20 protein-coding genes are annotated in these 23,491 nt (G+C 72.1%); 13 read left to right on the top strand and 7 right to left on the bottom strand.

The features are described from left to right. Positions 1–152: 152 nt before the first annotated feature. Together ACIDOF_RS35860 and ACIDOF_RS35855 are read right to left on the bottom strand one after the other, a co-directional pair. On the bottom strand, positions 153–1,571 hold the full coding sequence (locus ACIDOF_RS35860) for an FG-GAP-like repeat-containing protein (RefSeq protein ID WP_409010435.1): 1,419 nt from the start codon (positions 1,569–1,571) through the stop codon (positions 153–155). Between the two features lie 109 nt (positions 1,572–1,680). Beyond that, positions 1,681–3,948: a (Fe-S)-binding protein gene (locus ACIDOF_RS35855; RefSeq protein ID WP_409010434.1), complete on the bottom strand. Its 2,268-nt coding sequence runs from the start codon at positions 3,946–3,948 to the stop codon at positions 1,681–1,683. Positions 3,949–4,299: 351 nt separating this feature from the next. Here ACIDOF_RS35855 and ACIDOF_RS35850 point away from each other — a divergent pair, with 351 nt between their 5' ends. Together ACIDOF_RS35850 and ACIDOF_RS35845 are read left to right on the top strand one after the other, a co-directional pair. After that, positions 4,300–5,577, top strand: a complete 1,278-nt coding sequence (locus ACIDOF_RS35850) for a glycosyltransferase family 4 protein (protein ID WP_409010433.1) — start codon at positions 4,300–4,302, stop codon at positions 5,575–5,577. Continuing rightward, a complete protein-coding gene (locus ACIDOF_RS35845; RefSeq protein WP_409010432.1) occupies positions 5,577–6,305 on the top strand; it encodes an FkbM family methyltransferase in 729 nt (242 codons plus the stop codon). The genes ACIDOF_RS35850 and ACIDOF_RS35845 overlap by 1 nt, the downstream gene beginning before the upstream one ends. Positions 6,306–6,350: 45 nt before the next feature. Here the strand turns inward: ACIDOF_RS35845 and ACIDOF_RS35840 are convergent, their stop codons facing one another. Then, a complete protein-coding gene (locus ACIDOF_RS35840) occupies positions 6,351–7,136 on the bottom strand; it encodes a glycosyltransferase family 2 protein (protein ID WP_409010431.1) in 786 nt (261 codons plus the stop codon). A 317-nt stretch (positions 7,137–7,453) separates the two neighbouring features. Between ACIDOF_RS35840 and dnaK the strand changes: the two genes are divergently transcribed. The 4 genes from dnaK (at position 7,454) to ACIDOF_RS35820 (ending at position 11,716) form a co-directional block, all read left to right on the top strand. Further along, positions 7,454–9,313, top strand: coding sequence for a molecular chaperone DnaK (gene dnaK, locus ACIDOF_RS35835; RefSeq protein ID WP_409010430.1), 1,860 nt, complete (start codon positions 7,454–7,456; stop codon positions 9,311–9,313). Further along, the gene (gene grpE / locus ACIDOF_RS35830) at positions 9,310–10,017 is read left to right on the top strand and encodes a nucleotide exchange factor GrpE (protein ID WP_409010429.1); all 708 of its coding nucleotides are present in this window, start codon (positions 9,310–9,312) and stop codon (positions 10,015–10,017) included. The genes dnaK and grpE overlap by 4 nt, the downstream gene beginning before the upstream one ends. Before the next feature lie 69 nt (positions 10,018–10,086). Next, positions 10,087–11,268, top strand: coding sequence for a molecular chaperone DnaJ (gene dnaJ / locus ACIDOF_RS35825; RefSeq protein ID WP_409010428.1), 1,182 nt, complete (start codon positions 10,087–10,089; stop codon positions 11,266–11,268). Between the two features lie 4 nt (positions 11,269–11,272). After that, on the top strand, positions 11,273–11,716 hold the full coding sequence (locus ACIDOF_RS35820; RefSeq protein WP_409010427.1) for a heat shock protein transcriptional repressor HspR: 444 nt from the start codon (positions 11,273–11,275) through the stop codon (positions 11,714–11,716). A gap of 248 nt (positions 11,717–11,964) precedes the next feature. On the opposite strand, the gene ACIDOF_RS35815 is transcribed toward ACIDOF_RS35820, so the two are convergent. Continuing rightward, complete coding sequence (locus tag ACIDOF_RS35815; protein WP_409010426.1) at positions 11,965–12,948, bottom strand: helix-turn-helix transcriptional regulator; 984 nt, start codon at positions 12,946–12,948, stop codon at positions 11,965–11,967. A 129-nt stretch (positions 12,949–13,077) separates the two neighbouring features. On the opposite strand from ACIDOF_RS35815, the gene ACIDOF_RS35810 reads away from it, so the two are divergent. Continuing rightward, positions 13,078–13,281, top strand: a complete 204-nt coding sequence (locus tag ACIDOF_RS35810; RefSeq protein ID WP_409010425.1) for a hypothetical protein — start codon at positions 13,078–13,080, stop codon at positions 13,279–13,281. Between the two features lie 3 nt (positions 13,282–13,284). Beyond that, positions 13,285–13,605, top strand: coding sequence for a (2Fe-2S)-binding protein (locus ACIDOF_RS35805; RefSeq protein WP_409010424.1), 321 nt, complete (start codon positions 13,285–13,287; stop codon positions 13,603–13,605). A gap of 250 nt (positions 13,606–13,855) precedes the next feature. Here the strand turns inward: ACIDOF_RS35805 and ACIDOF_RS35800 are convergent, their stop codons facing one another. Further along, the gene (locus ACIDOF_RS35800; RefSeq protein ID WP_409010423.1) at positions 13,856–14,275 is read right to left on the bottom strand and encodes a pyridoxamine 5'-phosphate oxidase family protein; all 420 of its coding nucleotides are present in this window, start codon (positions 14,273–14,275) and stop codon (positions 13,856–13,858) included. A 110-nt stretch (positions 14,276–14,385) separates the two neighbouring features. Here ACIDOF_RS35800 and clpB point away from each other — a divergent pair, with 110 nt between their 5' ends. Together clpB and ACIDOF_RS35790 are read left to right on the top strand one after the other, a co-directional pair. Beyond that, positions 14,386–16,977 (top strand): ATP-dependent chaperone ClpB, encoded by a 2,592-nt coding sequence (gene clpB / locus ACIDOF_RS35795; protein ID WP_409010422.1) that lies wholly within the window; start codon positions 14,386–14,388, stop codon positions 16,975–16,977. A gap of 169 nt (positions 16,978–17,146) precedes the next feature. Next, complete coding sequence (locus ACIDOF_RS35790; protein WP_409010421.1) at positions 17,147–17,695, top strand: YbjN domain-containing protein; 549 nt, start codon at positions 17,147–17,149, stop codon at positions 17,693–17,695. A 9-nt stretch (positions 17,696–17,704) separates the two neighbouring features. Here ACIDOF_RS35790 and ACIDOF_RS35785 read toward each other — a convergent pair whose 3' ends face one another. Further along, positions 17,705–18,763, bottom strand: a complete 1,059-nt coding sequence (locus ACIDOF_RS35785) for a hypothetical protein (RefSeq protein WP_409010437.1) — start codon at positions 18,761–18,763, stop codon at positions 17,705–17,707. Between the two features lie 233 nt (positions 18,764–18,996). Next, entirely contained in the window at positions 18,997–20,178 is a 1,182-nt protein-coding gene (locus ACIDOF_RS35780) for a pyridoxal phosphate-dependent aminotransferase (protein ID WP_409010420.1), read from the bottom strand. A gap of 146 nt (positions 20,179–20,324) precedes the next feature. Here ACIDOF_RS35780 and ACIDOF_RS35775 point away from each other — a divergent pair, with 146 nt between their 5' ends. From ACIDOF_RS35775 to ACIDOF_RS35765, 3 genes are all read left to right on the top strand, one after another. Beyond that, positions 20,325–20,567: a hypothetical protein gene (locus tag ACIDOF_RS35775; protein WP_409010419.1), complete on the top strand. Its 243-nt coding sequence runs from the start codon at positions 20,325–20,327 to the stop codon at positions 20,565–20,567. 381 nt (positions 20,568–20,948) lie between these two features. Next, complete coding sequence (locus ACIDOF_RS35770) at positions 20,949–21,479, top strand: DUF2617 family protein (RefSeq protein ID WP_409010418.1); 531 nt, start codon at positions 20,949–20,951, stop codon at positions 21,477–21,479. A gap of 377 nt (positions 21,480–21,856) precedes the next feature. Then, positions 21,857–23,470 carry a polyamine aminopropyltransferase gene (locus tag ACIDOF_RS35765; RefSeq protein ID WP_409010417.1) on the top strand — a complete coding sequence of 538 codons (1,614 nt, stop codon included), beginning with the start codon at positions 21,857–21,859 and terminating at the stop codon, positions 23,468–23,470. Positions 23,471–23,491: the final 21 nt, after the last annotated feature.

The raw sequence follows: 23,491 nt of genomic DNA, 5'->3' as shown, positions 1-23,491 counted from the left end.
GGTGGGGCGGGGGGAGGCGGGCGGCTTCGCGAAGCCGGAGCCGGGGCCGGAGCTGCTCGATTCGGGACCGGAGTCGGAGCCCGTGCCGCAGGCGGTCAGCAGGAGCGTCCCGGCGAGCGCGAACACGCCTGCCGCACGCGGGAGTCGAGCCTTCACTCGGTACCTCCCGTCGTGCCGCCCTCGTCGGCGGCGGCCGGAACGAAGGCAGCCGTGGAGAACGTACGGGCCGGGCGTGCGGCGAGGCCGTTCTTCGTGCCGCGGAACACCGCGACCTCGTCCTTCGCGCCGCCGCTGTGGGTGCGGACGACGAGGTCGTCGAGCCCGTCCCCGTCGAAGTCGGCGACCGCGAGGACGTCCCGCGTGCCCTCGGCCCCCGTCCGCGGCACGGCGGAGCGCCGGGCGCCCCGGAACACGTACGGGCCCTTCGGGCCGCCCGTGCCGACGACCAGCTCGGTGCGGCCGTCGCCGTCCAGGTCGCCGGTGCGCAGGGCGGCCGCGCGGACGTCGAGCGCACCCCGCCCGGAGGGAGCGCCGCGCCCGGAGCCGGTGCCGGTGCCGGTGCCGCGCCCGGCGCCCGCCGCGCCCACGTCGTACCGCAGCCCGACCCGGCGCTCCCCGGCGACCGCCGCGTCCAGGGCCTCGCCCCGCCCGAACCGGCCGAAGACCACGTCCCGGCCCGCCGGGAACGCCGACCCGGTCCGCGTCGGCCCGGCCGGACCGCCGAGGGCGAGGCTGCTGCGCGCCGTGCCGCCCGAGGCGTGCACCACCAGGTCGTCGCGCCCGTCCCCGTTCACGTCGCGCGCCGGACCGCGCAGGACCGTGCCGGGGGCGGGCAGGAGCGTGCCGGAGCGCGGGGCGCCGCGCCGTGCGCCGGACTGGGCGAACGGGCCGCGCAGAAAGCTGATCCGCGCGTTGCTGGCATGCACGACCAGGTCGGCGCCGCCGTCCCCGTCGAAGTCGCCGCACACCGGCTGGTCCGACCACTCGTTGCCGTACCGGGCGGCGGCGGGGACGGCCAGCTTCACGGCCTTCCCGGTGAGCCCGTCGGGCGAGCCGAAGAGCAGCTGCAGCGGTACGGGCGGCCGGCCGACGCCGTCGTACGGCGGGTCGGTGGCGACGACCAGGTCGGTGAAGCCGTCCGCGTCCAGGTCGCAGCGCGCCGCCGCGTCGAACGCCGCGGGCAGCTCGCCCGCGGTGGGCGCGGCCTGCTCGGCGGGGTCGAGGAGTTGGCGGGCGCGCACGTCGGGGAGCCCGCCGCGGACGCCGTACGCGATGCCGATGCCCGCGTCGTCGCCGTGCCCGTCGTGCACGAGGTCGTCGAGGACCAGGTCGCGCAGGCCGTCGCCGTTGAAGTCGTCCCCGCGCGCGGCGAGCCGGCTGCCCTTGCCGTGCGGCACGGGGAGGAGGGGCACGGCGGAGGCGGCGCTCCCGGCCTTCGCGCGCGGCGCCGGTTCCGGTTCCGTACCGCCGGCGCACGCGGTGACCAGCAGCGCGCAGCCCAGCGCGAGCGCCCCGCCGCGAAGACGAGCCCGCCGTACGGGTCTCCACCCTCTCGGGCAGCCCTCACCCATGTCCCACCCCACCCCTCCAGCACACGAGGCGCTCACCATACGGCGAAGGGGGCCGCCCAGGCGGGCGGCCCCCTTCAACTGCGTACGGCCAACTGTCCCGTACGAGCGGTTACTTGACCGGCTCGGGCTCCGGTGCGTCCTCCGACTCGTCCTCACCGGCCGGGTCGACCGGCGTCTTGACCGATTCGAGCAGCAGCTGGGAGACGTCGACGACCTGGAGGGACTCCTTGGCCTTGCCGTCGTTCTTCTTGCCGTTGACCGAGTCGGTCAGCATGACGAGGCAGAACGGGCAGGCGGTGGAGACGATGTCCGGGTTCAACGACAGCGCCTCGTCCACACGTTCCGTGTTGATGCGCTTGCCGATGCGCTCTTCCATCCACATCCGGGCGCCGCCGGCGCCGCAGCAGAAGCCGCGCTCCTTGTGGCGGTGCATCTCCTCGTTGCGCAGGCCCGGGACCTTGCCGATGATCTCGCGCGGCGGCGTGTAGATCTTGTTGTGGCGGCCCAGGTAGCAGGGGTCGTGGTAGGTGATCAGACCCTCGACCGGGGTGACGGGGATGAGCTTGCCCTCGTCGATGAGGTGCTGCAGCAGCTGGGTGTGGTGGATGACCTCGTAGTCGCCGCCGAGCTGCGGGTACTCGTTGCCGAGGGTGTTGAGGCAGTGCGGGCAGGTCGCGACGATCTTCTTCGCGGACTTGGGCTTCTTGGTGCTCTCGTCCTCGTCGTCCTCGCCGAACGCGGCGTTCAGCGTGGCCACGTTCTCCATGCCGAGCTCCTGGAAGAGGGGCTCGTTGCCGAGACGCCGTGCGGAGTCACCGGTGCACTTCTCGTCGCCGCCCATGATCGCGAACTTGACGCCCGCGATGTGCAGCAGCTCGGCGAAGGCCTTGGTGGTCTTCTTGGCGCGGTCCTCCAGGGCGCCGGCGCAGCCGACCCAGTACAGGTACTCGACCTCGGTGAGGTCGTCGATCGTCTTGCCGACGACCGGCACCTCGAAGTCGACCTCCTTGGTCCACTCCAGGCGCTGCTTCTTGGCGAGACCCCAGGGGTTGCCCTTCTTCTCCAGGTTCTTGAGCATCGTGCCCGCCTCGGACGGGAACGCGGACTCGATCATCACCTGGTAGCGGCGCATGTCGACGATGTGGTCGACGTGCTCGATGTCGACCGGGCACTGCTCGACACAGGCGCCGCAGGTGGTGCAGGACCACAGCACGTCCGGGTCGATCACACCGTTCTCCTCGACGGTGCCGATCAGCGGACGCTCGGCCTCGGCGAGGGCGGCGGCCGGGACGTCGGCGAGCTGCTCGGCCGAGGCCTTCTCCTCGCCCTCCATGGTCTTGCCGCCGCCGGCCAGCAGGTACGGGGCCTTGGCGTGCGCGTGGTCGCGCAGCGACATGATCAGCAGCTTCGGGGAGAGCGGCTTGCCGGTGTTCCAGGCGGGGCACTGCGACTGGCAGCGGCCGCACTCGGTGCAGGTGGAGAAGTCGAGCAGGCCCTTCCAGGAGAACTGCTCGACCTGGCTGACGCCGAAGGTGTCGTCCTCGCCCGGGTCCTCGAAGTCGATCTCCTTGCCGCCCGAGGTCATCGGGAGCAGCGCGCCGAGCGAGGTCTCGCCGTCGGCGTTCCGCTTGAACCAGATGTTCGGGAAGGCCAGGAACCGGTGCCAGGCGACACCCATGTCGGTCTTCAGGGCGACCGTGATCATCCAGATGAAGGAGGTCGCGATCTTCAGCCCGGCGAAGAAGTACGTGAGGTTCTGCAGCGTCGAGAGGTCGAGCCCCTCAAGTGCGTGGACGACCGGGTACGAGATGAAGAACGAGGCCTCGTAGCTGTCGACGTGGTGCTGGGCGCCCTCGAGCGCGTGCAGCATGAAGATGCAGACGCCGACGATGAGGATGACGCCCTCGACGAAGTACGCCTGGCCGGTGTTGGAGCCCGCGAAGCGGGACTTGCGGCCGGGCTTGCCGGGCCGGTTCAGCTGCCGGATCACGATCAGCGTGAGGATGCCGAGCACCGTCATCGTGCCGAGGAACTCGACGAAGACGTTGTACGGCGCCCAGTCGCCGATGATCGGCAGCAGCCAGTCGGCCTGGAAGAGCTGGCCGATGGCGTTGACGATCGTCAGGAGCAGCGAGAAGAAGCCCACCGCCACGAACCAGTGCGCGACACCCACGATGCCCCAGCGGTTCATCCGGGTGTGGCCGAGGAATTCCCTGGCCACGGTGACGGTGCGCTGCACGGGCTCGTCGGTGCGGGTGCCCGCGGGCACGTTCTGGCCGAGCCGCATGAAGTTGTAGATCTGCAGGAGGGCGCGGACGAACAGGGCCACGCCGACCACGATCAGAACCAGCGACACGATGATCGCGGCGAGTTGCATTTGGGGGCTCCTCGGGCCTGCGAGGGGTGGTCTCGTCGTTGACTCACCGGACTGACCGAACTGACCGACCGGCGATTACTAAGCGGTAACTTATGCAGTCCGTTTGAGACTACCCACTTATTGAGCCGCACTGTAGCCAGGGGCGCGGTGATCTGTGTCGCTCAGGCAACCCTGAGTGTGCCCGCCGCGCGGGGGCGGGGCGGACGGGCGTTGCGCCGTGCGGGGGTGGTCGGGCGTTCCTCGGCTTTCCGTGCGTAGCAATTCGTGTTATTCGCGACAAATAGGGCTATAGCGAACTAGCTTATTCCTCGCTCGCCCTGCCCCGTCGCGGGGTCCGACGTGAGGACGCCCATGCTCTACGGATTCGTGGCCACCGTCGTGGCCCTGCTCCTGACCGCCGTGCTCACCACCTGCGTACGCCTGCTGGGCCTGCGCATCGGGCTCGTCGACCGGCCCGGCGGCCGCAAGACGCACGCCCGCCCGACCCCGCACACCGGCGGCCTCGCCGTCGTCGCGGGCACGGTCACCGTGGTGTGCACCGGCTACGCGCCGCTCGGCCCCGGAGTCGCCGTACTCCTCTGTGCCGCCGGAGCGGTGGCCCTGCTCGGCTTCGTCGACGACCTCAGGCCGCTCGGCGTACGGCCCCGGCTGATCGTCGAGACGGGGGCCGCCGTCGCCGTGGTGTGGGCCAGCGACCTCACGCCGGCCGCCGGGATCCTCGCCGTCGGCTGGATCGTGCTCGTCACCAACTCCTTCAACCTGATCGACAACGCGGACGGGGCCATGGGCGTCGTCGGCGTCGTCACCGCGGTGGGGCTCGCGCTGTGCGCCGCGGCCGACGGGCTGACCGGGCTCACGCTGCTGCTCTGCGTGCTGGCCGCCGCGCTCACCGGGTTCCTCACCCAGAACTGGCACCCGGCGCGGATCTTCCTCGGCGACTGCGGCTCCCTCTTCACCGGCTTCGTCCTCGCCTGCGCCGCCGTCCTCGTGCACACCGGACACCAGCCGCTGCCCGGCGCCGTCGGCCTGGTCGCGCTGACCGTGGTGGGCCTCGCCGACACCGTCCTGGTCGCGCTCGCCCGGCGCCGCGCGGGCCGGCCGCTGCTCATCGGCGGCACCGACCACATCGCCCACCGGCTGCGCCGGGTCGGCTTCACGGTGCCGGGCGCGGCGGTGGTGCTCGGGGCCACCGCCTTCGCCGGCGCGCTCACCGGCGTCCTGGTGCACCGCGGCACGTGGGGCCCGCTCGCCGCCCTCCCGCTGTTCCTCGCGGTCACGGCCGGCGGCTGGGCGCTGCTCCGGGTCCGCGTGTACGAACGTCCCGCCGCCGAGGCCGCCCGCCGCGCCGCGCACGTCGCCCGCCCGCGCCGGCCCCGTCCGACCGGACGCCGGGGCGTGCCCGTCGCCCACCCGCGCAGCCCGCGCACCGCGTCCCGGCGCACCCGCGCGGCGGCGGTGCTGGCCCGTGGTCAGTCGCCGGCGACCGGGCCGCGCCCCCAGCCCGCCACGGCGACGGCCACGGCCACCGCGACCGGCCCGCGCCCGGTGCCCCGCCCGCCGGGGACCCGGGGCCGTACGCAGCCGCCTTCCCGCACCCGCACCCGTACCGCCGTTCCCGGAGCGCGTTGATGAGCACTCTTCTCGACCGGGTGCGGGGCGCCGCGCAGCGCTTCGGGATCGACGTCACCCGCTACCCCGACCCCGAGGCGTACGAGACGCAACTGGTCCGGCTCGTCGAGGAGTTCGAGGTCGACCTGGTGGTGGACGCCGGGGCGCACGCCGGGCGGTACGCGCTGGGGCTGCGGCGGGCCGGGTACCGCGGGCGGATCGTGTCGTTCGAGCCGCTGGACGGGCCGCGCCGCAGGCTTGAGCGGGCGGCCGCCCTGGACGACGCCTGGAGCGTGCTGCCGTACGCGCTCGGCGACGAGAGCGGGCCCGCCGTCCTCAACGTGGCGGGTGACGACGGGGCCGCGAGCTCGGTCCTGCCGATGCTGCCCCGGCACCGCGAGGCCAACCCGCGCTCGGCGTACGTGGCGCGGCAGCCGGTCGAGGTGCGGCGCCTGGACGAGCTGTGGGAGCAGGTCGTGGCCCCCGGCGAGCGGGTCTTCCTCAAGCTGGACGTGCGCGGCTACGAGACCCGGGTGCTGCGCGGCGCGGGCGAGCACGCCGACGAGATCACGGGTCTCCAGCTGCAGACCTCGTTCGTACCGCTGTACGCGGACGGGCTGCTGTTCGCCGAGGCCCTCGACCTCGCGCGCTCGGAGCTCGGGTTCGCCCTGAAGTCCCTCGCGCCGGGCGCCGCCGACCCGCGCTCGGGCGAGCTGCTGCAGTGCGGCCTCGTGCTCTTCCGCGACTGACGCTTCGAGCCTCTCACCGGGCCGCGGCCCACGCGAACGCGGCCCTTATGCACGGGCCGCGGCCCACGCGAACGCGGCCCGTGCATAAGGGGAGAGCAGCAGCACCGGGGCCCACGGGCCGCCGTGGCGCAGGCAGTACACGCACCAGGCGCGGTGCGGGAGTTCGGGCGGGCGGGCCGGGTGCGGGGCGTCGGGCGCGGTGCCGACATGGTGCGGCGCCACATAGAGCGGGGCCCCGGCCTTGTGGGCGCGCAGTCCGTGGTCGTGCGCGCCGAGCCCGAGCGGGAAGCGCCGGTCGACGTCCCCGACGAGCGCCCGCACGGCCCGCGGCAACAGCACCACCCCCGCGTCGTACGTGTGGCAGGGCTCGGGCCGGTCGGTCGGCTCGACGAGGGTGAGGTGGCGGCCGCGGCGGCCCGAGCGGGTCGTGCGGGCGCCGTCGGGGGAGCGGAGCGCGCCGGTGACGACGGCGCCCGGGTGCTCCTGAGCCACCGTCAGGAGGCGGCCGACGGCGTCCTCGTGGAGCTCGGTGTCGGGGTGCAGCCACAACTGGTGCGTGAACGGGGTGTTGTCGGCGCCGCGGCTGTTGCGGCTGGCGATGCGCATGCCCTGGCTCCAGGAGGCCTCGTGGTCGAGGCGCATCAGGCGGACCTCGGGGTGTGAGGTCGCGACGGCCTCCGCGGTGCCGTCGGTGCTGGCCGCGTCGACGAAGTGGGCCTGCAGCGCGGTGTCCTCGGGCAGGCCGCGCTGGCGGTCGAGCGCGTCGAGGGCGCGGACGACGGCGTCGCGGCGGTTGTGACCGGTCATCAGGACGGCGACCTTGCGCTGCACTGCATCCGCTCCTCGTCGGGGTCTGCCGGGGTCGGTTGCCGGGTCCGGTTGCTCGGTCTGGTTGCTCGGTCCGGCTGGGGGCCTGGGTGGGGCGGTTGCGGTCGCCGAGGGCCCGGAGGACTCTGGGACAGGCGTCCGCGATGCCCCGTTTCGAGGGTGTACGGGGTGTGGTCGGGCCGCCACTCAGGGAGCAGGCGCATCACTGTTGCCCGTAAGTGCGGGATAAAAGTTGAGCGGGGTCGACTCAGGTCTGTTGACTGGGTCGGATCCGTCGTGCATCCTTGAGCCTGTTCCACTCAAGTCATGGAGGAATCGAAATGGCACGTGCGGTCGGCATCGACCTGGGCACGACTAACTCCGTCGTCAGCGTTCTCGAAGGCGGCGAGCCCACCGTCATCACGAACGCGGAGGGCGCCAGGACCACGCCGTCCGTCGTCGCCTTCGCGAAGAACGGTGAGGTGCTCGTCGGCGAGGTCGCGAAGCGTCAGGCGGTCACCAACGTCGACAGGACCATCCGGTCGGTCAAGCGCCACATGGGCACCGACTGGAAGGTCGACATCGACGACAAGACCTTCAACCCGCAGCAGATGAGCGCCTTCATCCTGCAGAAGCTGAAGCGCGACGCGGAGTCCTACCTCGGCGAGAAGGTGACCGACGCGGTCATCACCGTCCCCGCGTACTTCAACGACTCCGAGCGTCAGGCCACCAAGGAGGCCGGCGAGATCGCGGGTCTGAACGTCCTGCGCATCGTCAACGAGCCCACCTCCGCCGCCCTGGCCTACGGCCTGGACAAGGACGACCAGACGATCCTCGTCTTCGACCTCGGTGGCGGCACCTTCGACGTCTCGCTGCTGGAGATCGGTGACGGCGTCGTCGAGGTGAAGGCCACCAACGGTGACAACCACCTCGGTGGTGACGACTGGGACCAGCGCGTCGTCGACTACCTGGTCAAGCAGTTCAACAACGGCCACGGCGTGGACCTCTCCAAGGACAAGATGGCGCTCCAGCGCCTGCGTGAGGCCGCCGAGAAGGCGAAGATCGAGCTGTCCTCCTCCACGGAGACCACGATCAACCTGCCGTACATCACGGCGTCCGCCGAGGGCCCGCTGCACCTGGACGAGAAGCTCACCCGCGCCCAGTTCCAGCAGCTCACCCAGGACCTGATCGAGCGCTGCAAGACCCCGTTCCACAACGTCATCAAGGACGCCGGCATCCAGCTGTCCGAGATCGACCACGTGGTCCTGGTCGGCGGTTCCACCCGCATGCCCGCCGTCGCCGAGCTCGTCAAGGAGCTGACCGGCGGCAAGGAGGCCAACAAGGGCGTGAACCCGGACGAGGTCGTCGCCATCGGCGCCGCCCTGCAGGCCGGTGTGCTCAAGGGTGAGGTCAAGGACGTCCTGCTCCTCGACGTGACCCCGCTGTCCCTCGGTATCGAGACCAAGGGCGGCATCATGACCAAGCTGATCGAGCGCAACACCACGATCCCGACGAAGCGCTCCGAGATCTTCACGACGGCCGAGGACAACCAGCCGTCCGTGCAGATCCAGGTCTACCAGGGCGAGCGCGAGATCGCGGCGTACAACAAGAAGCTCGGGATGTTCGAGCTGACCGGTCTGCCGCCGGCCCCGCGCGGCGTGCCGCAGATCGAGGTCTCCTTCGACATCGACGCCAACGGCATCATGCACGTCACCGCGAAGGACCTCGGTACGGGCAAGGAGCAGAAGATGACCGTCACCGGCGGCTCCTCGCTGCCGAAGGACGAGGTCGACCGCATGCGCCAGGAGGCCGAGCAGTACGCGGACGAGGACCAGAAGCGCCGCGAGGCCGCCGAGTCCCGCAACCAGGGCGAGCAGCTCGTCTACCAGACCGAGAAGTTCCTCAAGGACAACGAGGACAAGGTCCCGGGCGAGGTGAAGACCGAGGTCGAGGAGGCCGTCACCGAGCTGAAGGAGAAGCTCAAGGGCGACGACACCGCCGAGATCCGCACCGCCACGGAGAAGGTCCAGGCCGTCGCGCAGAAGCTGGGCCAGGCGATGTACGCCGACGCCCAGGCCGCGCAGGCAGCCGGCGGCGAGGCCCCGGGTGCCGACGCCGGCGCCGAGCAGGCCAAGGCCGACGACGACGTCGTCGACGCCGAGATCGTCGACGACGAGAAGCCGAAGGGCGGCGCCGCATGACGGAGGAGACCCCGGGCTTCGACGAGCAGAACGAGCCCACTGACGTCTCCTCCGGCGACACCCCCGAGGCCGCCGAGTCGAAGGCCGCTCCCTCCGCAGAGGAGGGGGCGGCCCCGGCCGGGGACGACACAGCAGCGGACGTCGGTCTGACGGCGCAGCTGGACCAGGCCCGTGCCGCGCTCACCGAGCGCACGGCGGACCTCCAGCGGCTCCAGGCCGAGTTCCAGAACTACCGCCGGCGGGTCGAGCGCGACCGGGTCGCGGTCAAGGAGATCGCCGTGGCGAACCTCCTGACCGAGCTCCTGCCCGTGCTCGACGACATCGGCCGCGCCCGGGAGCACGGCGAGCTGGTCGGCGGCTTCAAGTCGGTGGCCGAGTCCCTGGAGACGGTCGCCGCGAAGATGGGCCTGCAGCAGTTCGGCAAGGAGGGCGAGCCCTTCGACCCGACGGTCCACGAGGCCCTGATGCACAGCTACGCGCCGGACGTCACCGAGACGACCTGCGTCGCGATCCTGCAGCCCGGGTATCGCATCGGCGAGCGCACCATCCGCCCCGCGCGGGTGGCCGTCGCCGAGCCGCAGCCCGGCGCGCAGCCCGCCAAGGGCGAGAGCGACGCGGACGGCAAGGGCAAGGCCAAGGGCAAGAAGGACAAGACCGCCGAAGCGGCGGACGACAAGGAGAGCGGTGGCCCGGACAAGGGCTGACGTGATCACGGTTGATCGGGTGACCGGCCGGCGCGAGCCGACCGGCCAGCGGAAGGAGGGACGCCGGGGATGAGCACCAAGGACTTCATCGAGAAGGACTACTACAAGGTCCTCGGCGTCCCCAAGGACGCCACCGACGCCGAGATCAAGAAGGCGTACCGCAAGCTCGCGCGCGAGAACCACCCCGACGCCAACAAGAACAACCCCAAGGCGGAGGAGCGGTTCAAGGAGATCTCCGAGGCGAACGACATCCTCGGCGACCCCAAGAAGCGCAAGGAGTACGACGAGGCGCGCACCCTGTTCGGCAACGGCGGGTTCCGGCCCGGACCCGGCGCCGGCGGGGGCGGCTCGTTCAACTTCGACCTGGGCGACCTCTTCGGGGGCGGCCAGGGCGCGGGCGGCACGGGCGGCTTCGGCGGCGGAGGCATCGGCGACGTCTTCGGCGGACTCTTCAACCGGGGCGGCGCGGCGGGCGCGCGGACGCAGCCCCGGCGCGGCCAGGACATCGAGTCCGAGGTCACGCTGAGCTTCACCGAGGCGGTGGACGGGGCCACGGTCCCGCTCCGCATGTCCAGCCAGCAGCCCTGCAAGGCCTGTTCGGGCACCGGCGACAAGAACGGCACGCCGCGCGTGTGCCCGACCTGCGTCGGCACCGGCCAGGTCTCGCGGGGCGGCGGCGGAGGCTTCTCCCTCACCGACCCGTGCGTGGACTGCAAGGGGCGCGGGCTCATCGCCGAGACCCCCTGCGAGGTCTGCAAGGGCTCGGGCCGCGCCAAGTCGTCCCGCACGATGCAGGTCCGCATCCCCGCGGGCGTCTCCGACGGCCAGCGCATCCGCCTCCGCGGCAAGGGCGCGCCGGGCGAACGCGGCGGCCCCGCAGGCGACTTGTACGTGGTGGTGCATGTCGACGCCCACCCGGTCTTCGGCCGCAAGGGCGACAACCTCACGGTCACGGTGCCCGTCTCCTTCGCGGAGGCGGCCCTCGGCGGCGAGGTGAAGGTGCCGACGCTCGGCGGGCCGTCGGTCACGCTGAAGCTGCCGGCCGGCACGCCCAACGGGCGTACGATGCGGGCCCGCGGCAAGGGTGCGGTGCGCAAGGACGGCACCCGGGGCGATCTGCTCGTCACGGTCGAGGTGGCGGTTCCCAAGGACCTCACCCCCGAGGCCCGCGAGGCCCTGGAGACGTACCGGAAGGCGACTGCGGAGGACGATCCGCGGGCAGAACTGTTCCAGGCCGCGAAGGGAGCTTGAGCAGATGGACGGCCGTCGACGCAACCCGTACCAACTGACCGACGAGACGCCGGTGTACGTCATCTCGGTGGCGGCCCAGCTCTCCGGACTCCACCCGCAGACCCTGCGGCAGTACGACCGTCTCGGCCTGGTCTCCCCGGACCGCACGGCCGGGCGCGGCCGCCGCTACTCCGCCCGCGACATCGAACTGCTGCGCACCGTCCAGCAGTTGTCGCAGGAGGAGGGCATCAACCTCGCCGGGATCAAGCGCATCATCGAGCTGGAGAACCAGGTCGCGGCGCTGCAGTCCCGGGTCGCCGAGCTGTCGGCGGCGGTCGAGGGCGCGGCGGCGGCGATGCAGCAGCGCGAGGCCCAGGTGCACGCGTCGTACCGCCGGGACCTGGTGCCGTACCAGGAGGCGCACCCGACCAGTGCCCTGGTGGTGTGGCGGCCCAAGCGCCCCGAGTAGTACGCCGGTTCGGCAACGCAGCAGGCCCGCTCCCTTGTGGGGGAGCGGGCCTGCTGCGTTGGGGGGTGTGGGGTGGGGTCGGGTCAATGGGGGGTGTGTGCGTGGACGCGCCCCGGCCGGAGGGGACCCGGCCGGGACACTGAGGTTCGCCCTTCAACCATGCGGTACGAGCGCGGCGCCGGGAAGCCTCAGCTTGTTGCGGGGGCAGGGAGTTGAGGGGCCCCAAAAGGGGCGTTAGGGGTGCGGGGTCATGCCGGTTCCTCGTCCAGAAGGCCCGACTTGGCGATGAGATAGCCGAGTTGGGCCCGGCTGCCGCTGCCGAGGGTCGCGGCCAGCTTGGCGATGTGGGCGCGGCAGGTGCGGACGTTCATGCCGAGCCGGCGGGCGATCGCCTCGTCGACGTACCCCTCGACGAGCAGCCGGGCGATGGACCGCTGCACGCCGGTGACGCCGTCGGTCTTGTGGTCGTACGGCACTTCCTCGTTGATCGGCACGGCCAGCTGCCAGAACTGGTCGAAGACGCCGACCAGGTACTCCACGAGCCCGGGGTGGCGCAGCTCCAGGGCGATGCGGCGGTCGCTGCGGGCGGGGATGAAGGCGACCTCGCGGTCGACGATGATCAGCCGGTCGATGATCTCCTCGAGCGTCCGCACCTCCACCTCGGGGCCGACCTGTTCGAGGTAGTGCAGGGTCAACTCGGTGTGGCGCGCGGTGTGTTGGTACAGCGTGCGCATCTGGATGCCGCGGTTCAGGAGGGGTTGTACGCGGTCCAGGGCGTCGGTGAGCTCCTTGGGGGAGCGGCCGCCGCCGGGCTGGACGGTGAGGAGTTCCTTGGTGCAGTCGGCGACCACCCGGTCCAGGGTCGCGTTGATCAGGCTGAGGCCTTCGAGCACGGTGATGGCATGCGTCGTGGGCGGGTCCATCGCGCTGATGGCCATGAATGGCTCAAAAGCGTCGGCCAGGGCCACCGTCAACCGCCGGCGTTCCTGTATCTCTCGCTCGACGGGTTGCAGCAACTGCGCGAGGGCCGCGGAAGGGGGCACCGGACGCAGCCAGGAGGCGTCGTCGGGGTCGGGGTGCAGCAGCGCCAGATCGATCAGACACGGGGCCGCGTCCAGCTCTGACCGGGCTATTCGGCCCGTGCGCAGGGCACTCGCGTACAGCCGCGACCCCGCCTCGCACAGTTCTGTGTGCGAATGAGGGTGGTCCGTTCGGTCCGCTTCTTTCCCCATATGTACACCCCCAGGCTCCTGCATATCAGGAACATGATGCCTGGCCGCGGTGGTGCTGTGGGCGGGGTCTGGTCCATCGTCGTTGCTGCGGGGGCAGGAAGCGACATCTTCAAGTGAGGTTGCTCGGTAATGGCCAAGAGACTCATACGCACAGTGGTTGCTGTTGCCTTCATCGCCGCCGCGGCGGTCGGGGTTCTGGCGTCGGCCGAGGACACCGGCGCGTCGGCGTCCACGGCCGGGTCTGTGATCGCCGCCGACCCGGGGTGGGGCCTCCAGTCCGCCAACGACCCTGGCTGGGGCCTCCAGTCCGCCAACGACCCTGGTTGGGGCTGACGCATGACCGTCCCTGAAGACACCCGCTTCCGCCGCGAGATGGCATCGGCCTATCGCTCCGGGTGGCACTTCATCGACCTCGTCACGGCCCTTCCGGGTCCCGGCGATTCGTTGATGGTCACTCTCTTCGGCGAGCCGATCCTGGTGGTGCGGGACGACGAGGACGACGACGTGCGCGCCTTCCGGTGCCTGCGCAAGCCCCGAGGGGCCCCGCAGCCGGTGCGGTGCGCGATCCGGTACGGAATGATCTTCGTCAACCTCGACCAGCGCGATCACGAGCTCGTCGAACCGGAATCCATCCCCGCCACCCCCCGCAGTGCCTGACGCGATTCCCCCGTCGTCAAAGATCGCCCAGGCGCTTCCCCCCGCAGCGGCGTCACCGTGAACCTGGATCACGGTGGCGCCGCTGTGTGTTGTGTACGCGGGGGGCTTCTGTGGTCCGTCCCGTGCCGTCGGCGCAGGCGCGGGCGCAGGCGCGGGTGCAGGCGCGGGCGCCGGTCGGTGCGCGTCGGCATGCGGCTGCCGCGCCGTCGTGGTTGCTCGCGCAGTTCCCCGCGCCCCTTTCGGGGCGCCGTCAGTTCCCTTGCAGCGCTCTGCTGCCCAGCGCCTTCGTCAGCGTGATCTCGATCAGCACCCGGTTCGGGTTGGGTGAGGGCGTCCGCCCGTACCGCTCCGCGTAGCGGCGTTCCGCGTCGGATATCGCCTCGGGCTCCGTGCGGACGTGGGCGCGGCCTTCGAGCGTGGCCCAGAGACGGCCCGCGTACTGGCAGACCGAGACCGGGGCGCCGTCCGCGCCGGCCGCCAGGATGTTGCCGACCTTCTTGCTGGACTTGCTGCTGATGACCCGCGCGACCCCCGCCTCCGGGTCGTACGTGACGCCCACCGGGACGGAGTGCGGAGTGCCGTCGGGGCGCAGAGTCGTCAAGGTGCACACGTGCCGTTCGCGCCAGAAGCTGAGATAGGCGGGGCCGGGGGTACGGGGATCTATGGCCATGGGCCGAAATCTAGCCGCAGCCCAGCCTTGAGTGGAATAGACTCAACTTTATGCACGTTGACCCAGTCAGTGTGCTGGAGTGGTTGTGACACCGAGGAGGTAGCGCGCACGTGGACGCCGAGCTGACGAACCGGAGCCGGGAAGCGATCAATGCGGCGACGAGCCGGGCCGTGTCCGAGGGACACCCGGATCTGACGCCCGCGCATCTGCTGCTCGCCCTGCTCGAGGGCCGGGACAACGAGAACATCACCGACCTGCTCGCGGCCGTGGACGCCGACCAGGCCGCCGTGCGCTCGGGGGCCGAACGCGTCCTCGCCGGGCTGCCCAGCGTGACCGGGTCCACCGTGGCGCCGCCGCAGCCCAACCGGGACATGCTCGCCGTGATCGCGGACGCCGCGCAGCGCGCCAAGGACCTCGGCGACGACTACCTCTCGACCGAGCATCTGCTCATCGGCCTCGCCGCGAAGGGCGGCCAGGCCGCGGACGTACTGAAGGAACAAGGTGCGAGTGACAAGAAGCTGCTGTCCGCGTTCGGCGAGGCTCGGGGAGGCCGCCGCGTGACCACCCCCGACCCCGAGGGTCAGTACAAGGCCCTGGAGAAGTTCGGCACCGACTTCACCGCCGCCGCCCGCGAGGGCAAGCTCGACCCGGTCATCGGCCGGGACCAGGAGATCCGCCGCGTCGTGCAGGTCCTGTCGCGGCGTACGAAGAACAACCCGGTGCTCATCGGCGAGCCCGGCGTCGGCAAGACCGCCGTCGTCGAGGGCCTCGCCCAGCGCATCGTGAAGGGCGACGTGCCCGAGTCGCTGCGCGACAAGCGCCTCGTCTCCCTGGACCTCGGCGCGATGGTGGCCGGCGCCAAGTACCGCGGCGAGTTCGAGGAGCGCCTGAAGACCGTCCTCTCCGAGATCAAGGAGAGCGACGGCCAGATCATCACGTTCATCGACGAGCTGCACACCGTGGTCGGCGCGGGCGCCGGCGGTGACTCCGCGATGGACGCGGGCAACATGCTCAAGCCGATGCTCGCGCGCGGCGAACTGCGCATGGTCGGCGCCACCACCCTGGACGAGTACCGCGAGCGGATCGAGAAGGACCCCGCCCTGGAGCGCCGCTTCCAGCAGGTCCTGGTCGCCGAGCCGTCCGTCGAGGACACCATCGCGATCCTGCGCGGACTCAAGGGCCGGTACGAGGCCCACCACAAGGTGCAGATCGCGGACAGCGCGCTCGTCGCCGCCGCCTCCCTCTCCGACCGGTACATCACGTCCCGCTTCCTGCCCGACAAGGCCATCGACCTGGTCGACGAGGCCGCGTCCCGGCTCCGGATGGAGATCGACTCCTCCCCGGTCGAGATCGACGAACTCCAGCGCGCCGTCGACCGGTTGCGGATGGAGGAGCTGGCGATCGGCAAGGAGACCGACGCCGCGAGCAAGGAGCGCCTCGACAAGCTGCGCCGCGACCTCGCCGACAAGGAGGAGGAGCTGCGCGGCCTGACCGCACGCTGGGAGAAGGAGAAGACCTCCCTCAACCGCGTCGGCGAACTCAAGGAGAAGCTCGACGAGCTGCGCGGCCAGGCCGAACGCGCCCAGCGCGACGGCGACTTCGACACCGCCTCCAAGCTGCTCTACGGCGAGATCCCGGCCGTGGAGCGGGAGTTGGAGGAGGCCAGCGAGGCCGAGGCCGAGCAGGAGGCCGCGAAGGACACGATGGTGAAGGAGGAGGTCGGCCCGGACGACATCGCGGACGTGGTCGGCTCCTGGACCGGCATCCCCGCCGGGCGCCTCCTGGAGGGCGAGACGCAGAAGCTCCTTCGCATGGAGGACGAGCTCGGCAAGCGCCTCATCGGCCAGACCGAGGCCGTACGCGCGGTCTCCGACGCCGTGCGCCGCACCCGCGCGGGCATCGCCGACCCGGACCGCCCCACCGGCTCGTTCCTGTTCCTCGGCCCGACCGGCGTGGGCAAGACCGAACTCGCCAAGGCCCTCGCCGACTTCCTCTTCGACGACGAGCGGGCCATGGTCCGCATCGACATGTCGGAGTACGGCGAGAAGCACTCCGTGGCCCGCCTGGTCGGCGCCCCGCCCGGCTACGTCGGGTACGAGGAGGGCGGCCAGCTCACCGAGGCCGTGCGTCGGCGCCCGTACAGCGTGGTGCTGCTCGACGAGGTGGAGAAGGCGCACCCGGAGGTCTTCGACATCCTCCTCCAGGTCCTCGACGACGGCCGCCTCACCGACGGCCAGGGCCGGACGGTGGACTTCCGCAACACCATCCTGATCCTGACGTCCAACCTCGGCAGCCAGTACCTCGTCGAGCCCCTCACGTCCGAGGAGGAGAAGAAGCAGCAGGTCCTGGAGGTCGTCCGGGCCTCCTTCAAGCCGGAGTTCCTCAACCGGCTCGACGACCTGGTGGTGTTCTCCGCCCTGGACAAGGCCGAGCTCGGCCGGATCGCCCAGCTGCAGATCGACCGCCTCGCGAAGCGCCTCGCCGAGCGCCGGCTCAACCTGGAGGTCACGCCCGAGGCCCTGGCCTGGCTGGCGGACGAGGGCAACGACCCGGCGTACGGTGCCCGCCCGCTGCGCCGCCTCGTGCAGACCGCGATCGGCGACCGGCTCGCCCGGGAGATCCTCGCCGGCGAGGTCAGGGACGGCGACACGGTCCGCGTGGACCGGGTCGGGGACGAGCTGCTCGTGGGGCCCGCGCAGTAAGGGCCCGTGCAGTAAGGGCCCGCGCAGCAACGGGCTCGGTGCAGGCGGCTCGGAGTAAGGGGCGCGGACCCCGAAGTTCGGCTCGTGGCGGATCGCCGCCGCCAGGGGTTGCGGCGACCGCCCTTCGATGGTGGAGGATGGGCGGAATCCGTACGAAGGGAAATACACGGTGAGCATCGACCCGTCCTCGATTCCGAACTTCGGGGGCCAGCCGGAACCGCAGGCCGCAGGACCGGCGGGCCCCGTCGTCCCCGATCAGGACCTGGTGAAGCAGCTCCTGGACCAGATGGAGCTCAAGCACGTCGTCGACGACGAGGGCGACCTCGCGGCGCCGTGGGAGAACTTCCGCACGTACTTCATGTTCCGCGGCGAGGGCGACCAGCAGGTCTTCTCGGTGCGGACGTTCTACGACCGGCCGCACCCGGTCGAGTCCAAGGCGCAGATCCTCGACGCCGTGGACGACTGGAACCGCCGCACCCTGTGGCCCAAGGTCTACACCCACACCCACGAGGAGGAGGGCGGCCCGACCACCGTCCGCATCGTGGGCGAGGCGCAGATGCTGATCGGCACCGGCGTCAGCCTGGAGCACTTCGTGTCCTCGACGGTCAGCTGGGTGCGGGCCGCGATCGAGTTCGAGCGCTGGCTGGTCGACCACCTCGGCCTGGTCGAGGACGTCGACTCGGCGGAGAAGCCGGAGGACGGCGACCAGTCCGAGTAGTCCTCGGCGTCACAACGGCATACGGGCCAGCGTCACCAGATACGTCCCGTACGCCAGGGAGAGCCCGGCCAGGGCCGCCACCACCAGCGTGGCGTGCACCGGCCGGGCTCTCGCCGTACGGGCCAGGGCCCCGGCCAGCGGCAGCAGCAGCGGGAACGCCGGCAGCAGGAACCGCGGCTTCGACTCGAAGAACCCGGAGCCGCCGACCGCGATCAGGAGCAGCACCCCGCTGTGCACGAGCAGCGGCAGCGGCGCCCGCTCCGTGACGAGCAGCGCGTACAGGAGCACCGCCGCGCCGACGACGAACAGCGTCACCGCGAACACCAGCCGGTCCCCGTCGAGCAGCAGATGCCGGACGAACGCCAGGTTGCCCGCGCCGAAGTCGAAGCGCGAGCCCCAGCCGTCCTGCACCGCGAAGTACCCGCCGAGCAGATCGCCCCGGCGCGCCCCCACCCACAGCACGTACGAGACCCAGCCGAGCGGCGCGAGCGCGAGCCCCGCCCAGACCGCTCCCGACGCCTTCCCGCGCCGCCGCCACAGCTCGCAGGCCGCGGCCGCGCCCACCGCTGCCGCCACCGCGAAGCCGTTCGGCCGGGACAGTCCGGCGAGCGCGGCGAGCGAACCGGCCCACAGCCAGCGGCCGGTGAGGACCGCGTACAGGGACCAGGCGGCGAAGGCGGTGAGGACCGGCTCCGTGTACGCCATCGACAGCACCACCGAGTGCGGCAGCAGCCCCCACAGCAGCACCAGGAACGCGGCCGTCGTCCGGCCGTGCAGCCGCAGCCCGATCGCGTGGATCCCGCACGCGGCGACCGCGGCGGCGGCCCAGGACACCAGCAGGCCCGCGGCGCCGCCGGTCAGCGGGAACACCTCGGTCAGCGCCCGCACCAGCCCCGGGTAGAGCGGGAAGAACGCCAGGTCGCTCTGGACGACGTCGGGCCCGAAGTGCAGCGTGCGGCCGTACCCGTGCGCGGCGATGCCCGTGTACCACTGCGAGTCCCAGGAGCGGCCGAGCAGGTGGAACAGGTCCTGGTCGGTGCGGCGCGCCACCACGGCCACGGCGACCATGGCGGCGAGGCGGGCGCAGGCGAACAGGGCGAGCGCGCCGACGACGGCGGGCAGCCGCTCCAGGAACCGGCCCCGGGTGCGGGCGAGCGGCACGGCGGCGACGGACGGCACGGCAGAGGCAAGACGCGGCTGACTCACAACCGGAACCCTGCGTGCCGGTACGCGACTCCGCGAGCGGGGAGCGCCCGAGCGTGGGCGTGGCGGACCGCGACCGGCTCCCGGCCTGGCCCCTCCTACCAGCGCTGCAGCCGCGCCGCCGCCTCCCGGAGCACGCTCTCCTTCTTGCAGAACGCGAACCGCACCTGGCTGCGCCCCGCGTCCGGGTCGTCGTAGAAGACGGAGTTGGGGATGGCGACGACGCCGCAGCGCTCCGGCAGCGAGCGGCAGAACGCGAGGCCGTCCTTCTCGCCGAGCGCGGCGATGTCCGTGGTGATGAAGTACGTGCCCTGCGGGCGGAACACCTCGAAGCCCGTCTCCGCCAGCCCGTCGGCGAGGATGTCCCGCCGCCCGCGCAGGTCGTCCACGAACCCGGTGTAGTACGCGTCCGGCAGCCGCAGCGCCTCCGCGACCGCGTACTGGAACGGGCCCGCCGACACGTACGTCAGGAACTGCTTGGCCGTGCGGACCGCGGAGAGCAGCGGGGCGGACGCGGTGACCCAGCCGACCTTCCAGCCCGTGAACGAGAACGTCTTGCCGGACGAGGAGATCGAGACCGTGCGCTCGCGCATGCCCGGGAGGGAGATGAGGGGGATGTGCTCGCCGTCGAAGACCAGGTGCTCGTACACCTCGTCGGTGACGACGATCAGGTCCCTCTCGACGGCCAGTTCGGCGATGGCGGTGAGCTCGTCGCGGGTCAGGACCATGCCGGTCGGGTTGTGCGGGGAGTTGAGGAGGAGCAGGCGGGTGCGGTCGGTGACGGCGTCGCGCAGTGCGTCGAGGTCGGGCCGGAAGTCGGGGGCGCGGAGGGTGAGCGGGACCCGCTTGCCGCCGGCCATGGCGATGCTCGCGGCGTACGAGTCGTAGTACGGCTCGAAGGCGATGACCTCGTCGCCGGGTTCGAGGAGCGCCAGCATCGTGGCGGCGATGGCCTCGGTGGCGCCCGCGGTGACCAGCACCTCGGTGTCGGGGTCGAAGGCGAGCCCGTAGAAGCGCTGCTGGTGCTCGGCGATCGCGGTGCGCAGCTCGGGGATGCCGGGGCCCGGCGGGTACTGGTTGCCGCGGCCGTCGCGCAGCGCCCGCACCGCCGCCTCCCTGACCTCCTGCGGGCCGTCGGTGTCGGGGAAGCCCTGACCGAGGTTGATCGCGCCGGTCCGCACGGCGAGCGCGGACATCTCGGCGAAGATCGTCGTGCCGAACTCGGCCAGGCGGCGGTTGAGCAGCGGGCGGGGCGCGGGCGCAGAGGTCATGGCCGCCATCCTGCGCCGAACCTCTGGAGTTCCTCAACTCTGCTTTGACGATCCGCGGCACCGGGGATCTGCCCTGCACACAAGGACACGGAAGCGTCCGGCGCGCTTCGGGGGAACGATTCGCGCTTCGGGGGAACGAAAGGAGGGAGAGGATCATGACGGTCTTCTTCATCGTGGTGTTCGTTGCGGTGGTCATCGGGTTCGTGGTCGCGGGCAACAACTCGGGCCGGCGCGGCTCCGGTCGGCGGAACAACGGCGGCTGGTGGGCCGGCGGCGCGGGCGGCAGCACCGGCTCGTCGTGCAGCTCCGGCTCGTCCTGCGGCAGCTCCTCCTCGTGCGGAGGCGGCGGCGGTGGTGGCGGCGGCTGCGGCGGCGGTGGCGGCGGCGGGGGCTGCTGAGACCGGCACCCGGCACCCGGTGCCCGGTACCTGTTCCGGTGCCGGGTGCCCCGTACCGAGACCTCGGCGCCCGGCGCGGGCAACTGCCGCCGGGCGCCTTGTCGTTGGCACGCGCGGGCGCCCCCGCGGGCACGCCGTTCGCAGGCCTGGTCGAAGGCCAGAACAGTTGAACAGTGAGACCACCCGAGGGGATGGAAACCCTACGAAGTTGGGTAAAAACGCTGTGGGCGCGCTGCCGTTCATGATTCCCTCTTACTCATCCACGCAGCCCTCGGCCGACTCGTGGGCAGTAAGCCGGCGAACCCCTTCTCCGTGCGCCCCTCCGGTGCATCACGCAGGACGCCCCGGCTCGACATCCACGCATGCCCCGGAGCCCACCCCATGCTCACGACCCTGCAGACCTCCTACACCGACACGCGCGCCGACGACCTCGCCTGGGCCCTGGGCCGCGAACCGCTGCCCGCGCTCGCCGCGCTCGACCTGGAACTCCAGGACGTAAAAGTGCAGTTGAGGCTCCTGGGCGCCTCGCACCAAGTGATCCTCGAACAGGGCGACAACAGCTGCTCGGAGACCGTCGCCTGCATCGCCGGCAGCAGCACCCCGCTGCCCCTCGGCGTCGCGAAGCGCGTGGGCAACTGGGAGTACGAGTTCGCGGCCCGCGTCGAGACCATGTCCAGCGGCTGCTTCGCGGGCCGCGCCCAGGAGTTGCTCGCCCTGGTCTCCGACCACCCCAACGGCCTCGCGGGCGTCTTCCCCGGCAGCCCGCACGCCTTCACCGCACTCCTGGTCCGGCGCCAGGAGGGCCAGGTGCACTGGCGCACGTGGCACGCCTACCCGCAGGAGGGCCAACTCGTCGCCACCCGCACGCGCGTGGGGGCCCGCCTTCCGGCGCCGGAGCCGATCCCGGTCTGACACCCGGCCCGTCGAGCTGTGCTGCACCGCCCACCTGGCTCCGGTGGGCGGTGTTTTGTGCGTGCAGAGGCGGGGGCGGTGGGGTTTTTGGGCGTGCAGGGGCGGGGCGGTGGGGTTTTTGGGGCGTGCAGCGGCAGGGGCGGTGCTGGTTTCCGCGCGCCCCCGCCAACCCCCTTCCCCTCGCGCGCCGTTGGGGACGCCGTGCGCGCCCGGCCCGCGTGTGCGAAACCCCGGACGGTGTCCGCCCCTGCGCCCGCGCGCGCTACCGCACAACCGCCGATGCACCGGCGACGCACCGCCGTACGCCCGCCGGGTGCCGCGGTTTGCACACGTGTGGGTGACAGAGTGCGCACGGGCGGTGACGTAGCGTTCCCATCGTGATCGAGTCGCCGCTGTCCGTGCCGCCCGGAGCCCCGCCGTCCGCGGGCCCGAAGGACACGGCGGTGCTGCCCGTCTCCCCGCGCGCGGGGCGCCTCCTCGTCCTCGTCGCGGTCTTCGTCAGCGCCGCCTGCGGATTGGTGTACGAGCTCGAACTCGTCGCCCTCGCCTCGTACTTGATCGGCGACTCCGTCACCCAGGCGTCCGTCGTGCTCTCCGTGATGGTCTTCGCGATGGGCGTCGGCTCGCTGCTCGCCAAACGGCTGCGCTGCCGTGCCGCCGCCGCGTTCGGCGCCGTCGAGGCGGCCCTCGCCCTGGTCGGCGGCTGCAGCGCGATGGTGCTGTACGCGGGCTTCGTGTGGGGCGCGGGCACGCGCGTGCTGCTCGTCGCGTTCTGCCTCGCCATCGGCGTGCTCATCGGCGCCGAAGTACCGCTCCTGATGACCCTCATCCAGCGCATCCGCCGGCAGGACGCGGGCGGCGCCGTGGCCGACCTCTTCGCCGCGGACTACGTGGGCGCGCTGGTCGGCGGCCTCGCCTTCCCGTTCCTGCTGCTGCCGCTGCTCGGCCAGTTGACAGGCGCCCTCATCACCGGCGCCGTCAACGCCCTCGCCGGCGGCGCCCTCGTCCTGTGGCTGTTCCGGCGGGACCTGAGCGCCCGCACCCGCCGCCGCCTGCTCGCCGCCAACCTCGCCGTCCTTGTGCTGCTCGCCGCCCTCGCCGCGGGCGTCGGCGACTTCGAACGCGCCGCGCGGCGCACGATGTACGGGGCGGACGTCCGCGTGGCCCTCCAGAGCGACGTGCAGGAAATCGTCCTCACCGGCGGGACCGGCACGTCCGGGGCCCCGCTGAGCCTGTACCTCGACGGGCGGCTGCGGGCCGGCGGCCGCGACGCACCCCGGTACCAGGAGGCCCTGGTGCACCCCGCGATGCGCGGCCCGCACGCGCGCGTGCTGATCCTCGGCGGCGGGGACGGCCTCGCCGCCCGCGAGGTGCTGCGCCACCCCGGCGTGGAACGCGTCGACCTGGTGGAGGTCGACCCGGAACTCGTCCGCCTGGCCCGCACGGACCCCGGCCTCAGCGCCCTCAACGCGCGCGCGTACGACGACCCGAGGCTGCACGCCGTCCAGGGCGACGCCTTCCAGTGGCTCCGCGAGATCCGTACGGGCGGCGACTTCCGGCCGTACGACGTGGTGATCGCCGATCTGCCCGAGCCCGGCGCAACCGAGACCGCCAAGCTCCACTCGCAGGAGTTCTTCGGCCTCGCCGGGCGCGTCCTCGGCCCCGGCGGACGGCTCGCCGTGCGCGCGGGGGAGGCAGGCAGGCCGCGCGTGTTCTGGACGGTCGACGCGAGCGTGCGCGCCGCCGGCCTGCGCACCGCGCCGTACGCCGTCGGGACCGGCCGGGGAGGCGGACCGTCGGGGCGGGCGTTCCTGCTCGCCGCGCGCACCGAGCCCCGGCTCGGCCTCGACCCGCACCCCGCCCGCCGCTCCCTCACCCCGGCCCAGCTCGGCGCAGGCACCCGCGCCCTCGCGCGCACGCGCGTGCCGGGACTGCCCCCGTCCACCCTCGTGCACCCCAGATACGCGGAGACGGCGAGCCCGAGCGGCTGACGTGCCGAATGTGTGGATACG

It is taken from the genome of Streptomyces sp. Da 82-17 (assembly GCF_046098215.1).
In the GTDB taxonomy this organism is placed as follows: Bacteria; Actinomycetota; Actinomycetes; order Streptomycetales; family Streptomycetaceae; genus Streptomyces.
Note: the sequence above shows the minus strand (reverse complement) of the source record. Positions and strands in the feature narration are given on the sequence as shown.

What these genes read in the sequence shown, in the direction of transcription:
- ACIDOF_RS35860 (WP_409010435.1), bottom strand. Translation starts at nt 1,571, where the DNA reads ATGGGTGAGGGCTGCCCGAGAGGGTGGAGACCCGTACGGCGGGCTCGT.
- dnaK (WP_409010430.1), top strand. Translation starts at nt 7,454, where the DNA reads ATGGCACGTGCGGTCGGCATCGACCTGGGCACGACTAACTCCGTCGTC.
- ACIDOF_RS35805 (WP_409010424.1), top strand. Translation starts at nt 13,285, where the DNA reads ATGACCGTCCCTGAAGACACCCGCTTCCGCCGCGAGATGGCATCGGCC.
- ACIDOF_RS35770 (WP_409010418.1), top strand. Translation starts at nt 20,949, where the DNA reads ATGCTCACGACCCTGCAGACCTCCTACACCGACACGCGCGCCGACGAC.
- ACIDOF_RS35780 (WP_409010420.1), bottom strand. Translation starts at nt 20,178, where the DNA reads ATGGCGGCCATGACCTCTGCGCCCGCGCCCCGCCCGCTGCTCAACCGC.
- ACIDOF_RS35810 (WP_409010425.1), top strand. Translation starts at nt 13,078, where the DNA reads ATGGCCAAGAGACTCATACGCACAGTGGTTGCTGTTGCCTTCATCGCC.
- ACIDOF_RS35775 (WP_409010419.1), top strand. Translation starts at nt 20,325, where the DNA reads ATGACGGTCTTCTTCATCGTGGTGTTCGTTGCGGTGGTCATCGGGTTC.
- ACIDOF_RS35820 (WP_409010427.1), top strand. Translation starts at nt 11,273, where the DNA reads ATGGACGGCCGTCGACGCAACCCGTACCAACTGACCGACGAGACGCCG.
- ACIDOF_RS35815 (WP_409010426.1), bottom strand. Translation starts at nt 12,948, where the DNA reads ATGGGGAAAGAAGCGGACCGAACGGACCACCCTCATTCGCACACAGAA.
- ACIDOF_RS35785 (WP_409010437.1), bottom strand. Translation starts at nt 18,763, where the DNA reads ATGGTCGCCGTGGCCGTGGTGGCGCGCCGCACCGACCAGGACCTGTTC.
- ACIDOF_RS35800 (WP_409010423.1), bottom strand. Translation starts at nt 14,275, where the DNA reads ATGGCCATAGATCCCCGTACCCCCGGCCCCGCCTATCTCAGCTTCTGG.
- ACIDOF_RS35845 (WP_409010432.1), top strand. Translation starts at nt 5,577, where the DNA reads ATGAGCACTCTTCTCGACCGGGTGCGGGGCGCCGCGCAGCGCTTCGGG.
- ACIDOF_RS35855 (WP_409010434.1), bottom strand. Translation starts at nt 3,948, where the DNA reads ATGCAACTCGCCGCGATCATCGTGTCGCTGGTTCTGATCGTGGTCGGC.
- dnaJ (WP_409010428.1), top strand. Translation starts at nt 10,087, where the DNA reads ATGAGCACCAAGGACTTCATCGAGAAGGACTACTACAAGGTCCTCGGC.
- grpE (WP_409010429.1), top strand. Translation starts at nt 9,310, where the DNA reads ATGACGGAGGAGACCCCGGGCTTCGACGAGCAGAACGAGCCCACTGAC.
- ACIDOF_RS35850 (WP_409010433.1), top strand. Translation starts at nt 4,300, where the DNA reads ATGCTCTACGGATTCGTGGCCACCGTCGTGGCCCTGCTCCTGACCGCC.